Annotated in this window: 8 protein-coding genes; 2 read left to right on the top strand and 6 right to left on the bottom strand. The window is 58.7% G+C overall.

The window, feature by feature from the left end:
- Nucleotides 1-29: 29 nt before the first annotated feature.
- Together hisS and Enr8_RS24660 are read right to left on the bottom strand one after the other, a co-directional pair.
- Nucleotides 30-1,361: a histidine--tRNA ligase gene (gene hisS / locus Enr8_RS24665; RefSeq protein WP_246120255.1), complete on the bottom strand. Its 1,332-nt coding sequence runs from the start codon at nt 1,359-1,361 to the stop codon at nt 30-32.
- A gap of 93 nt (nt 1,362-1,454) precedes the next feature.
- Complete coding sequence (locus Enr8_RS24660; RefSeq protein ID WP_146436951.1) at nt 1,455-1,898, bottom strand: YkgJ family cysteine cluster protein; 444 nt, start codon at nt 1,896-1,898, stop codon at nt 1,455-1,457.
- 218 nt (nt 1,899-2,116) lie between these two features.
- Between Enr8_RS24660 and Enr8_RS24655 the strand changes: the two genes are divergently transcribed.
- Together Enr8_RS24655 and Enr8_RS24650 are read left to right on the top strand one after the other, a co-directional pair.
- Nucleotides 2,117-2,974: a formyltetrahydrofolate deformylase gene (locus Enr8_RS24655; protein WP_146436949.1), complete on the top strand. Its 858-nt coding sequence runs from the start codon at nt 2,117-2,119 to the stop codon at nt 2,972-2,974.
- Nucleotides 2,975-3,147: 173 nt separating this feature from the next.
- Complete coding sequence (locus tag Enr8_RS24650) at nt 3,148-5,781, top strand: response regulator (RefSeq protein ID WP_146436946.1); 2,634 nt, start codon at nt 3,148-3,150, stop codon at nt 5,779-5,781.
- Here the strand turns inward: Enr8_RS24650 and Enr8_RS24645 are convergent.
- From Enr8_RS24645 to Enr8_RS24630, 4 genes are all read right to left on the bottom strand, one after another.
- Nucleotides 5,752-6,456 (bottom strand): N-formylglutamate amidohydrolase, encoded by a 705-nt coding sequence (locus Enr8_RS24645; protein WP_146436943.1) that lies wholly within the window; start codon nt 6,454-6,456, stop codon nt 5,752-5,754. The two genes, Enr8_RS24650 and Enr8_RS24645, sit on opposite strands and share 30 nt — an antisense overlap.
- Before the next feature lie 19 nt (nt 6,457-6,475).
- Entirely contained in the window at nt 6,476-8,239 is a 1,764-nt protein-coding gene (locus tag Enr8_RS24640; protein ID WP_146436941.1) for a HEAT repeat domain-containing protein, read from the bottom strand.
- Between the two features lie 109 nt (nt 8,240-8,348).
- Nucleotides 8,349-10,949 (bottom strand): PVC-type heme-binding CxxCH protein, encoded by a 2,601-nt coding sequence (locus Enr8_RS24635; RefSeq protein ID WP_146436938.1) that lies wholly within the window; start codon nt 10,947-10,949, stop codon nt 8,349-8,351.
- 396 nt (nt 10,950-11,345) lie between these two features.
- Nucleotides 11,346-13,457, bottom strand: coding sequence for an esterase/lipase family protein (locus Enr8_RS24630; protein ID WP_146436936.1), 2,112 nt, complete (start codon nt 13,455-13,457; stop codon nt 11,346-11,348).
- Between the last annotated feature and the right edge of the window lie 106 nt (nt 13,458-13,563).

Below are 13,563 nucleotides of genomic sequence, written 5' to 3'. Positions count from 1 at the left end.
CGAGGGTGACAACAGTTTGTCACCGTGATTTACGATGACGCAAGGATTTTCTCAATTCGGGTGATTACGGCTGCCGCGCCGTCGGCGAGCGATTCGTCGGTCGCTTCGCCGGCCATCAGGTTCTTAACTTGGCATTTCCCTTCCGCCAATTCGCGATCACCCGCGATAACCGCCACCTTAAATCCGCGGCGATCGGCGTATTTCAGTTGCTGGCCAAGCTTCTTGGGCTCGGGATACAGCTCCACACCCAACCCGGCAGCCCGCAGTTGGGCAGCCAATTTCAGATAGGTGTTCAGGCTCTTGGCGTCGAAATAGGGAATGAAGACCGGCGCCGGCGTGCTGACCGTTTCGACCGGTCCAAGCTCTTCCATCGCGGCCAACAGCCGATCCAATCCGAGCGACGCTCCTACGCCAGGGAGTTGTTCTTTGGTGTAGAGGCTGGCCAGATTGTCATACCGCCCGCCCGAACAGACGCTGCCGATCCCCGGCAAGTCGTCCAGGAAGGTCTCGAAAATCGTACCGGTGTAGTAGTCCAAACCGCGGGCAATCGAGACGTCGATTGCCAGCCGGGCGTCGGTCACGCCGGCAGCACCCGTCGCGTCGAGCAAGTCGCGCAGTTGCGACAGGCCTTCCTCGCCTTTTTCCGACCCCGCGACCAGCGGCTCAAGCTGCTTCAGGATCTCGGCATTGGAACCGGAAACCTCGGCCAGCTTTAACACCTGTTCGGCTTGCTCGGCAGTTGCTCCCGCGGCGGCAATCATTTCTTCCGCGACTTTCTCGCGGCCGATCTTCGCCAGCTTGTCGAGCGCTCGCAGCACTTCGGTCGACTTGTCAGCCAGATCGAGTTTCTCAAGCACGCCGCTCAAGACCTTGCGATTGTTGAGCCGAATCTGAAAGCCTTCAAAGCCGATCGCACGCATCAGGTCATGAATAACCAGCGCCGTTTCGATATCGGAGACCAACGACTTGGCGCCGATCGTATCAAAGTCGCACTGCATGAATTCGCGATAGCGACCGCGTTGAGCGTTTTCGCCACGCCAGACCGTTGCGATGTGATAGCGTTTGAACGGAGTCCCCAGCGTGCCGACATGCTGCGCGGCGAAGCGAGCCAGCGGAACCGTCAAGTCAAAACGGAGACCGACGTCGCGATTGCCATGATCGAAGAACCGGTACATCTGCCGATCGGTCTCGTCGCTTCCCTTCCCGGTAAGCACCTCGGCGTATTCAAGGGCCGGCGTATCGATCGGCGCAAAGCCATAAGAGCGATAGACCCGCTTGGCAGCGTCGATCAGACGCTCGCGCGGCATCATCGCTGCGGGCAGATAGTCGCGGAAACCTTTCAGCGTGCGCGGCTGAATCAGCTTTGTTTTTTCAGACATCGGTTTTCTAGGAACGAAAAGACGGGCGGTGGTTCCGCCCGTGCTGCGTTGATGGAATTGAACCGCGGCGATGCGTTAGTTGAGGACCGGCAACAGCGGCGGCTTGCGACTACGAATGCTTTGCCCGGCGCCGCGCGGAGCGACCGCTTCGGCGTACTCCCAGATTTGCTCGGGAGTCTCAAAGTACATGTCGTAGACCCAATCGTCTTCATACTCGCACGCGTCGGTGGTGTAGTCGCGGCAAATCTGCGGCCGGGTTTCATAGATCCCGCACAGATGATCGTCGCGGAGATGCTTGCAGGTGGTGTGAACCAGCAAGTACCACGAATCGTCATCGACGAAGACCGAAGCCCGATCGTGCAGCAGGTACCAGCGAATGAACTCAAAGTCCGCCATTTCTTCCGGCGTTTCGATCGGCAGGGCAAAGTAACGACAGCACTTGGCGGTGCAATGTTCGCAGAGAACTTCGCCTGGTTTCAGATCTTCTCGATACGGTTTTGTGCGGTTGGCGAGGGACATCGTTTTCCCTGTTCCTTTCCCCCGACGGGGAGCTGAAAAAATAGCGAATTTACGCGGCTCGCGTGTGGATAAATCTAGCAAAACCGGCAGATTACGACCAGTCTCCCACCCTTCCCAGCGGCAAGTCGTCGAATTTGTGGCATATTAGGGAGTCGGCCGAACGGACGCCCCGAGCCGGCGGCTCCCCAATCGCTCCCTTGGCCCCCCACAATCCTGCAATGCGCATCGTTATTACCGCTGTCGGTCCCGACAACGTCGGCCTGGCCGATCCGATCATCCACTACGTCACCAGCCTGGGCGCCAACATCGCCGAAATCCAGATGTACGACCATGACGAAGAAGCGGTCTTCGCCATGCTGTTGCGGATCGAACTGGAAAACGCCCGGCTCGACGAGTTGCAAGCCGCCATTACCAGAATCGGCCAGCAAACCAATCTCTCGATCCGCGTCTGGGCACCGGAGGCTCGACAAAACTGCCCGCGTCTGGCGATCTGCACCACCTATCGTCCCGAACCGGCGCTCGCCCTGTTGCGCGCCATGCGCGACGGCCAGATCAAAGCGGAACCGGCCGTGATGATCGGCAACCGCGATGCATGTCGTGGATTGGCCGAGCAGTTTGGAGTCGAGTGGCGAAACATCGGCGACGACCAAGGGCGCGCCGATGACGACAAGATGATCGACGTTCTCGACGAGTTCGAGGTCGACTATGTGATCCTGGCCCGCTACATGCGGGTCTTGCCGGCCAGCAGTTGCTGGAAATATGCCGGGGGACGCATCATCAATCTGCATCACGGCCTGCTCCCCAGCTTTCCGGGAATACGACCCTATCACGATGCGTTCTCGGCCCGGATGTTGACCTATGGGGCGACATGCCATTTTATCGTGCCAGAGCTCGATGCCGGCAATCAAATTATCAACCAGACAACCTTCACGACCCCGCCGGGCATGAAACTGGATGATATCATCCGACTCGGCCAGGAAGACAACGAACCCCGCTGTCTGGCGGAAGGGGTTCGCCGCGTCGTCGATGGCGAGGTGCAATTGCATTTTCATCGGGTGATCGCGGTCGGATCGTAACGCTTGCAACGATCCTCGCCCCCAGCACGCTCAATTTCTTGTCCCCATGGTGCCGGCTTCGGAAGACCGTAGCCGGGTTGCGACCTATCGTTTTCTTACCGCTTGAGCCAATATTCGAGCGGACGGCGATCGCGAACCGCGCGCAAATCCATAGGGGCAGGATTGGTTTTTCTATGCAACATCGCATCCTAGTTGTCGATGATTCCCCGCTTACGCAGTTCGAAATGCGTGAGTTGCTGGAATCGACCTATGAGGTCGCATCGGCATCCAACGTGCGCGAATGCCGGGAAATCGTCGATCAGTTCCGACCCCACCTGATTCTGCTCGACCTGCAGTTGCCAGACGGTGATGGCGGTCACCTTTGCGAGGAACTTCGTCGTCGCGAGAGCTGCCAGCAGACGCGTATTCTTTTTTTTAGCGGCACCGACAATCCCGCCAAACGTCTGGCAGTATTCAACTGCGGCGCGGTCGACTTTATCTCGAAGCGGATCAACCGTCACGAACTGCTGGCGAAGATTCGCGTTCACCTGCAATTGCTCGACGCGATTCAACGGGCCGAAGATGCCGAAAACAAGCTCCAGCAATACACGCAAGAGCTAGAACGGATTGTCGACTCGCGCACCCATGCGATCGAGGCGACCCAGGATATCGCCGTTTTTGCGCTGGCGAAACTGGCCGACTCTCGTGATACAGAAACCGGCGAGCATCTGGTCCGGATGCGGGCCTACTCGCAAATCCTGGCCGAACAGCTTCAGCGCGACAGCGAATATCGGGACGAAATTGACGACGCCTTCCTGGCCGATCTCTTTCGCTCCAGTCCGCTGCACGACATTGGTAAAGTCGGGATCAGCGACGCCATCTTGCTGAAGCCAGGCAAACTGACCGACGAAGAATACGAAATCATGAAAGGGCATGCCGAGATCGGCGCCCGCACGCTGGAAGAGGTCGCTCGCAGCAGCCCCAAGGGAGATTTCTTTCGGATGGCGATGCAGATTGCGCGCCATCACCACGAACGCTGGGACGGAACCGGCTATCCAGTCGGACTGAAAAAGCGTGAGATTCCGCTCCCCGCTCGCATCGTCGCAGTGGCAGACGTCTTTGACGCCCTGACCTCGAAACGGGTTTACAAAGAGGCGATCTCGCCGGAAGATGCGCACGACATGATACTGGCCGAGATCGAAATGCATTTCGATCCCGTCGTCATTCGCGCCTTCGCCAAATGCTTCGGCAAAATGCGAGAAATCGCATTGAATCAGTTCAGCGAAGATTCGGCGGCTGCGGGATGCCAACAAGGGACGCCTCGCTCTCGACAACCGAAAGAATACGCGGCCGCTTCCATCTCAACCAATCCCAAAGTGCTCGTAATCGAAGACGATGCAAGCATGCGGCGATTGATTGAGTTCTGGCTCGTCGAGGCTGGCTACGAAGTGACGACCTGCAACGACGCCGCATCCGCCTTGAAATTCATTCAAACTTCCCAGCCCCAGTATGTCATCACCGCTTGGAACTTGCCGACGATCGACGGCGGCACGGTCTGCCGCTGGACGCGCGACGCACGTCTGACTCACTATACCTACACTATCGTCATTACCTCCGATACCCGTCCCGAGACGAAGCTAAAAGCGTTTCACGCAGGGGCGGACGACTTCATGCAGAAGCCGCTCGATCGGCATGAACTGCTGGCTCGATTGCACGCCGCGTCACGGGTCGTCGCCTTGGAGGATCGACCAGCTGGACTCACGCGTAATGACCCTCTAACCGGGCTGCCGACGCGCCGGCAACTTGACGAACAGCTCGAGCGGGAGTGGTTTCGGGCGGTTCGATATCATCTGCCGCTGTCGCTCATCGTGCTCGATGTCGACGGTTTCGAGTTGATCAACAACATTCATGGCGCCGATGTCGGCGACAAAGTGATTCAGCGGGTCGCCGAGCTGGTGCAAGGTCACACGCGTTTGACCGATTATGTTTGCCGACTCACGGGCGATCGATTCCTGGTCGCGATGGTCGAGTCGAACGAATCGCAGGCCTCCCATTTTGCGGAACGGCTGTGCAAGGTAATTGGCGGAAATGGCATCGTCGTCAATGGCGAGAAGTTGGCGATAACCGCCAGTTTTGGCGTCGCTCAGACGCTGGCCGACACCTCCAATTTAGACCAACTAATTCAGCTGTCCGAAGAAGCGCTGGTCGTCGCCAAGCAACTTGGCCGCAACCGCGTCGTTCGTCGTTCCGACACGGCGCAGTCCGCCGATCTTCCTTTGACTCCGCCCGACTGGGCCGCCCCGTTGCGCAAGGTGACGGCTCACGACGTGATGACCTCGCCAATCGTCACGCTGCAAGAAGACGATACCGCCCGCAGCGCCCTCCGTTTCCTGCTTCGCTATCGGATTAACTCGGCGCCGGTCGTCAATCGCAATGGCCTGCTCTGCGGCGTGCTGTCGGAAAAGGACCTGATGAGCCACATGACTGACGTGTCGCGCTGGGATCAACCGATTCGCTCGACCATGTGTCCGGACGTCGTCTTCTTCCCCGAGGAAGAATCGGCCGAAACGATCTATAACTTCCTGATGCGAGCCTCGATTCGTCGGATCATTGTTGTGAATGACGGTCGACCGACCGGGGTTATCAGTCGCGGTACGTTGTTACGCTGGTTCAATCGCCAGCAAGAGTCGGAAAGCACCGAAGCGGCCTGCGAATTGCTGGAGGATCGCGGCGACGCCGAACTGGCCGAAAGCGTCAGCAATCTGCTGAAAGAACTCGAGACGTCGATCTCGCTTGAGCTAGCCCACGGCGGGACGAACCCCCGTTAGAAACGTCTGCGCCAAGTCGGCGATCAACGCCTGCCACGCGTCATCCTGCGTCACCAATCGTTGATTGACCTCTAGCTCGATTCCAACGTATTGGGCGTCGGAGTATTTCTTGCGCAGTGACGTCGTCAGGCCATCCGCCTTGCCCAGGTAGGGATAGTTCAGCCGAACCCGCATGTTTGCGTGCAGCGCGATCAGGCGAGTTCGCCAGGCAGCGCAAAACTTCTTTTCCCCCGGGCGACCAGGATCGTAGAGCAATCCGATTTCGGCCGTACGGATTTCGCCGTCCAGTTCCGGCGTAAAGGAATGCAGCGCAAGGTGGATTACCCGCTTGCCGCTCGCTCGAACTCTCTCGACAGCCTCCTGCACAGCCGCCCGATGCGGGGAATAGTACTGGTCGTTGATCGTGCGTTTCGTCTCGGCCGGCAGATCACGCGTGTATTGCGAAAAATGATTCGCGTGCCCCTCCGAGCGATTCAGCTCGACCAGCAACCGCGTCACGGTCGAAGAGACGAGCGGAGCGCCAGTGGATCGCTGAAACGCCTGGGCGACCTCGAGCGAACCGGGATCCCAACCGCGATGCGACGCCAAGACTTGCTCGGCGTCGCGAAACGAATCGCGATACTTTGGCGGCACGTGGTTGCCGCCATGCTCACACGAAAGTACGACCGCATCCATTCGCTGTGCGCTTTCTAGCTTAGGCCCCGCCAACCACCGTATATTCAGCGTGCGAGTCGGCCGGACGTTCGACCTTGGCCCGCAGCAAATCGGCCGAGAACTTCGCCGGATCGATTCGCAAATAGATGGCGTGTTTGCCAGGCTCCAATTCTACCGCCTCAGGCGCTCCTTCCGGCAAGGCGTCATCACCGATCCAAACGCGAACTCCCGCCGTTTCGTTCAAAACCACCTGCACCGCGCCGCCGACGACCACGTCGACTTCGGCCATCAGGTAGTAGACCGGTCGCTCGTCCGAGGCCAAGTCGGCCAACGGCAAGTCGCCCGCCGTCATCGCATAGGCAGGCGTCCAAGCATCTTCGGGGGCCTGAATGATTTCTTCTTCCAACTGACCGATCGTCGGGACTTCTTCGGCCAGGTTGGGCGGAGTTTCTTTCAGCAGCCGCCAACGCTGGATCGTCGGCTGGGTCCGAATGGCGTACTCGCCCGGCTTGCCCAATTCGGCGATGAACCGCGACAGATCGAGAAACTCGTCATGGGTCAGGAACTTCGCTAAACCTTTCGGCATCAGCGAGCCCCCTTCTTTTTCGGCGTCGATATCGTCGACCGGAATGGTCGCCAACTCGCCACTGGCCTGCCGCATGATGACGCGGTCGTCATCCTCTTCGGCGACAATGCCGGTATAGACCTTACCATCAAACGTCAGAATAGTGCGCGTCGTGTAGGCTTCTTTGACCGCTTGTTCGGGATACAGAATCGAGGTGACCACGTAGTCGGCTGGGCTACTGCCGCCGACCGCACTTAGGTCGGGCCCGATCTGTCCACCGGCGCCGCTTAGCGCATGACATTTGAAGCAGTTCAAGTCGGCTCGACGAAAGAGCAACTCGCCCCGATGGGCGTCCCCTTTTTCGAGCAATTCGGCCGCTAGAGCTTTGATTTCGTCGGCCGTCATCTCAGGAGCGTCATCTTCGATGCCGGCCGCCTTCGACAAGACCGAGACCAATTCTGGATCGCTCCGCCCCACCGCGAACATCTGTCGCAAGCACATTTTGGCAACGTCCGGCGTCAACTCGGTTTCGGCGAGGACGGCGCCTAACTTCGTCGGCCCCGATTGCTGGGCGAGAAAGGCGTCGATCATGACCGCCGGATCCGTCGAAGTGTCGGCGCCGGCCAAGATTTGTCCGGCGATCTTCGCCGCTTGATCGACATCAACGTCAACCAGCGCCGATACGCCCAGATAGCGAACAGCCAGCGGTTGATTCGGGCCAGTTAGCTTTTCGAGCGTGGCGACCGCTTGGGGACCGCCAATTTTGGCCAAACTGGCGACGGCCGCCTTTTTTAGCTTCGCGCCCGTCTTCTCTTCGGTCGCCAGCGTCGAGAGGGCGTCGAGTGAGCCTTCCACCTTCCACAAACCGGCCAGTTCGACCGCCATCGTTTGCGTCTGGCGATCGTCGCTTTTTAGCAGTTCGCCGATCGCCGACAGATCCCCGGCCGGTACGGCATTGCGGCTAACGGCCGCTTCATGGAGCGCCTTCAGCGCTTCGGGACGAACCGAGGCCGGAAAACCGTCCGGCTTGGTCGCCATCTGAAAGACGAACGCCAGGTTTTCGTCGTTGGCCCGCTTGCAGATCATATCGACCACCTGCGGCATACGCTGCTCGGTGATGCGGCCGCTGTTGATCATCTTGACCATGGCGTCGACGCTTCCTTGAGCGGCGGCCGAGGAAACGATCAACAAACAGGCGACGCTGGCCATCATAAACAACCGAGCGAAACGGAAACTCATCTGTCCAACCTTTGAGGATTTTCGTTGCGTCAGAGAAAAGAGTCACCCGAACCGTAGTCCGGGTGACTCTGCATCGATTTAAAGCTGCATCCGGAATCAAGCGGGCGAACTAGTTCGCAGCGCCGACGCGGCCTTCCAGCGTCTTGATCGTTTCGCCCAACGTGTATTCCAGGTAATAGTCCTGGTCGTAGGCGAGCGATTCTAGCGCGATGTCGAGCGCTTCCTGCGAACTGAAGAAGCTGAGAGCCCGCACCGCTTCCAGGCGAACGCGAGGATTCTCGTCATTCACTTGCCCTTGCAACAGCGCCAGCGGCTCTTCAACTTGATCGCGCCAGTAGCACAGAACGCGAGTCGCCGCAGCGCGGGCCCGCGGATCGGACGCCCGCAGCATTTTCTGCAGCAGGTCCTGATCGACGATGTCGAGGTTCTGCTTCACCCAGAGGGCTTCCAACAGGTTGTGTTCGTACAACTTGTCATTGGCGTCGAGACCGGCGATCCACTTGGCCAACTCAGCGTTGACCTGTTCCGCGTCACGCTCGCGAAGTTCACGACGAACGCGATAACGCGTACGGTACTCGTAGGTCTTCAGCTCTTCCAGCAATTCCGGAATCGAAGCGTCGGCGATCTTGGCCGGTTCGACCAGGTCGTTTCCTTCGTAGGTGATTCGCCAGATGCGGCCATGCGTGTTGTCACGCTTCGGATCGCGAACCGAGTGTTGCATGTGACCAACCAGCGGGTTGTACCAGTCGACGATGTACAAAGCGCCGTCCGGACCAAACTGCAGATCGACCGGGCGGAAGTTGAGGTCCGACGACTGCAGCAGCGGTTCAACCGGGTCAGCGGCGAAGCCCGAGCCATCTTCTTTCATCTTGTACTGCAACACGCCTTGGAAGCCGATGCAGTTGTTCAGCAGGTAGTTGCCTTGGGCCGATTCGGGGAAGTTGCGGCTCGAAACGAACTCGCAGCCCGAAGTCGGACGCCACTGCTTCTTCAAAAACTGCTTCATGCCCGGGTGCTTGTTGGGATAGTCGACGTCGCCGCTAAAAGCGGTGCCGAAGTAGTTGGCCCCGCCCGAAGCGTCGGCGACGAAGTCTTGTCCCCAATCGTCGAACGTGTGTCCCCAAGGATTAGCGAACGAGTAAGAAACGAAGACGTCGAACTTGTCGGTCAGCGGTTCAAAGCGGAAGACGGCGGCGTTCTTGACCCGCTCGGGACCGTACGGCGTTTCGACTTGCGTGTGGTGGAAGGTTCCTTCCTGGAAGTAGAGCGCACCGCCTGGGCCCCACGTGAAGGCGCTGAGCGAGTGGTGCGAGTCGGCCGAGTCAAAACCGTGCAGGATGTAGGTCCTTTCGTCCGCCTTGTCATCGCCGTCGGTGTCTTTCAGGAAGATCAGGTTCGGCTGGGCCGCCACGTAGCAGCCGCCATCGCCCAGTTCGATACCGGTCGGCAGATGCAAACCGTCGGCGAACACGATCTTCTTGTCCGCTTTGCCGTCGCCATCGGTGTCTTCGAAGATCAGCACCTTGTCGGAAACAGGCGTTCCCGGCAGGTACATCGGGTAGGTTTCCATCGTCGCCACCCACAGTCGCCCCTTCGCGTCAAAGGCGAACTGAACCGGGTTACGCAATTCCGGGAAATCCTCTTCCGAGGCGAACAGGTTGATTTTGTAGCCTTCCGGCAGCTTGAACGACTTCATCGCTTCAGCGGGCGAGTCGAACGAGATCGGACGATCGACGTTCGATTCGATCTTGGCGAACTCGCCCGTTTCCGAGTCATCGACCTGGGCCGGAACTTCTTTGCCGGCCGCGACCGCCCAAATGCGTTCGTCCCGCTTGGACGTCATCTTGCGGAGCTTCTCGAATTCGGCCGGGAAGTTGACGACGCCGAACGGATTCTTGCGACCGCCATAAATATAGAAGCCGTTGACCGCCCGATAGTCGTAGAAGAACTGCAAGTCCTTTTCGTAGACTTCCGAGTACAGCTTCTCGAGGTCGCACTTGTAGTCGGGCGCGGCGCCAAACAGGCCGGCGTCCAGCACTTCGCCAAACGCCTTGTAGCCGTCGTCATTCAGGTGAATCGTGTTAATGGTCAGGTCGCTGTCGCCCGCCATCTTTTCTTTCATCGGTGCGTAAACATCGACAAACATCACTTCGTTCGCTTCGGCGATCTTCTTCATCGCGGCGGCGTACAGTTCGATGTTCTTGTTGTTCGCTTCGCCGTTGGGCAACGTGCGGCGATGCAGATCTTCGTTGGGGATCGGCGAAACGATTACCAGTTGAGGGGCCGACTCGCCGTTGTACTTGGTGGCCGAGGTTTCTTTGACGAACTTGTCAAAATCTTTTTCGAACTGCTTCAATCCGCCGGGACCCGCGAACGATTCGTTGAAGCCGAAGAAAGCCAGGATCACGTCCGGCTTGTGATCTTCCAGGTTGTGGCCATGATCCTGAAAGTCTTTACTCCGCGGGCGAAGGTCGATTTCATCCGCCGACCAGCCAAGGTCGCGCACTTCCAGTTCCAAATCGGGAAAGCGGGCCTGCAGCAAGGTTTCAAAGTGGGGGAAGTACTGCATCCGCTCGGCCAGCGTGTTGCCGATGTAGACGATCTTGTCCCCTTTTTTCAGTTCGAGCTTTTGATCAGCTCGCGCGACGCCGGCCAGCGTAATTGCGGCGGCGAACAGGGTCAGGGCAAACAGTTTCGACGCAATCTTCATGAAGTACACTGCTCCGGCATTGTGGGAAACATGGGACGTGTCGCGCGTCGGCGAGAACGTCGAGAGGGGGTGGGATAGTGGCGGAATCGTAGAAATCTACCATCCCGCTCCTCTAGGGGTGGGGGCTGCGTTGCTCCTATGATAGTCGAAGGAGAACGCGCGAGGAAAGCATTGGCTAGCGATTTCAACGAGTCGAATTGGGAACATTTCCGCAACTAATGTCTGATTGTGCCGAAATTATGTCCCAAAACAACAAACAGGCCGTCTGGAGAGCATCGCCGCCAAGGCCACCACAGTTAGTTCGCAAGCCACGCGAAAGATCATTCCCGAGACATCAATCTCTTGCGCAAGCGGCGACTTTCGAGCCCTTTAGAGCAAAAAAATCACGCAAATCAACTACTTAGGCTCACACTGCCCCACCAGGTGTGGCTGAACCCAGGGGAGTTGATCGGCGTGAACCTGCAAGATCCGCAGCACTTCGCAAATCGCACCGGGGTGCTTGTTCAGATGCATGTGGGTGGCGGAAATCATCACTTCTGAATCGACGCCGGGAAGCCGGGCACTTTTGACCGGCACCACGCCATCGGAAGCGCCGTCGTGAATCGACCACCAGCCGCGGCCGATAATCGAATGCTCACGCACCTCCGGCGCCACGTCCAGCTGATAGATCCCTTTCAGGATCAGACTGTCGGGCTCCAACAGGTCGATGCTGGTCGGCGGCCTGCGGCGTAGTTCTTCGCGAAATGCGGCCGGATTCTCATTCACGAGTTCCTGATGCGTTTGCTCACGATGCTCGATTCCTTCGATCACCAGCGAGGTCGTTTGCCCCAAACAACGTCGCGCCCAAGAGGAACCCTCGTGGGGAGTCGCGATATAAATGACGTCTTTCACGTACGGAGTCGCTGAGAAGAAAAAGCTCTGCTGCAGCCGAATCCGCACATCCTTCGGCGCGACCACTTCTTCGATCGGGACGAAGGCGGCATGTTCCCACAACGTATTTCCGCTGGGCGCCGCCAGCAACTTGGCGATTAAACCGCCCATGCTATGCCCCACGACGACCATATTGTCGAGCGCAGGATCGCGTCCCTCGGGATCACTACACCGCACCGCACAGTCGAGTTGCCGCCGCAACACGGCCGCCGATGCCAAAAAGGGTTCGTCGGTCGGATATTGAAAAGCCCAGATCTCGTACCGTTTATGGAGTTCGGGATAGGCGTAAAGTTCGTTCGCCATCGCCGCCCAGGTATAGGGCGCCGATAGAAGTCCGTGGACAAAGACTATCGGAATCCGCCCTGGCTGATGCGGTTCGAGCATAAACAACCCGGCTGGAGCCGGTTCGCCGATTCCACGATGCGAAGAACGCTGTAGTTCGGCCTGCGGGTGACTCAGCATGTAGGCGAACAGCGCCGTCCAGTCCGCGGCCAGCGCCGTTTGGCACTCGCGAAACTCGACATCGTCGAATTCGTCCGGGTTAAACAGCTGCAGCGTGCCAACCATCCGCTCGACATGCGTCTCGGAATCGGGACACGGAATCGTCACGTCGCTGCGAAACTCGTCATCCACCGGCCGCAGCACGGCGGTCGCGTTGAACGGCGTTTTCCCCGGCAAAAACTGATCATCGGGTCGACGATTGCGGACAATTACCAGCGGCACGCCCAGCCCAGGGCGTTTGTAATGATGCAGCAAGTATTTTGACTGGTACTCGCCGACGACGTTCCACTCGTCAAACTCATCGGCCCGCCAGGCGAAGCCCGCGTATTCAATTTCTAGTACTCGGTACCCATAATCTTCCGGGACTCGCACCCGGATATTTTTTTCAAAGCGACCGGTGGCCGCCGCGATATGAATCAGCCGCGCTAGGCTGGAATGATAAATGATCCAAGCGCGTCCGGTTTGTAGTGAGATATCTCGTTCGACCGGCGCCGTCTGCATGTAGTCCCACGCGCCCAGAATGGCGTCGAGGTAGAAACTCATCGCATGCTCGTCCAGCTTCCGATCGGCTTCCATCGCCATGGCGTAGTAGCTTTCGGCCAGCATGAGACGATCGTCGCGCGGCGGCGGCTTGATTTCAATTTCGGCGATCGGTCCCGACTTGGTCGGCCCCGGCGGAATGGGGCGCGGTATCGGCGTGACCGACTCGCCCCAGGTTCGATCGTTGGGTAGCGGAGACGGCGCCTCCGGCTCGACGGCCGGAAGCCGTTGTGGACCGACGTTTAGATTCGGGTTGCGCCAGAACCCCTCGGCGGGCAACTCAGGCGGTAAATCGGCAGGTTCGGTCGTTGTGGGAATCGGCAGCGCGTTCCCCGGCTCGATCAATTCCAACGTCGCCGCGCATTGCGTCACGCCGAAACACGAGGACTGGGGCGCAGCTGCAGGATTGGGGGGCGCCATGACCGGAGGATTCCAGCGGCCGCGGGCATGCGTCACGCAGCCGACTTGCAGCGCGCAGAAGATGGCTGCAATCCAGGCGACGCCCCAAACGGCGTTGATCCTCATGATCTGCAGCATGCTTCCTACTCCGGAAAGAAAAACCGAGCAAGGCTACCTCACCGTTATGGGGCACGCAAATTTTCTCGCCGCCGAAATGCGAGTTCTTTTCCCAATCGGACCCGAT

The sequence above is a fragment of the Blastopirellula retiformator genome, assembly GCF_007859755.1.
Classification (GTDB): Bacteria; Planctomycetota; Planctomycetia; order Pirellulales; family Pirellulaceae; genus Blastopirellula; species Blastopirellula retiformator.
The sequence above is the reverse complement of the archived record's forward strand: the minus strand, read 5'-3'. Positions and strand labels throughout refer to the sequence as shown.

What these genes read in the sequence shown, in the direction of transcription:
- Enr8_RS24660 (WP_146436951.1), bottom strand. Translation starts at nt 1,898, where the DNA reads ATGTCCCTCGCCAACCGCACAAAACCGTATCGAGAAGATCTGAAACCA.
- Enr8_RS24655 (WP_146436949.1), top strand. Translation starts at nt 2,117, where the DNA reads ATGCGCATCGTTATTACCGCTGTCGGTCCCGACAACGTCGGCCTGGCC.
- Enr8_RS24650 (WP_146436946.1), top strand. Translation starts at nt 3,148, where the DNA reads ATGCAACATCGCATCCTAGTTGTCGATGATTCCCCGCTTACGCAGTTC.
- Enr8_RS24645 (WP_146436943.1), bottom strand. Translation starts at nt 6,456, where the DNA reads ATGGATGCGGTCGTACTTTCGTGTGAGCATGGCGGCAACCACGTGCCG.
- Enr8_RS24640 (WP_146436941.1), bottom strand. Translation starts at nt 8,239, where the DNA reads ATGAGTTTCCGTTTCGCTCGGTTGTTTATGATGGCCAGCGTCGCCTGT.
- Enr8_RS24635 (WP_146436938.1), bottom strand. Translation starts at nt 10,949, where the DNA reads ATGAAGATTGCGTCGAAACTGTTTGCCCTGACCCTGTTCGCCGCCGCA.
- Enr8_RS24630 (WP_146436936.1), bottom strand. Translation starts at nt 13,457, where the DNA reads ATGCTGCAGATCATGAGGATCAACGCCGTTTGGGGCGTCGCCTGGATT.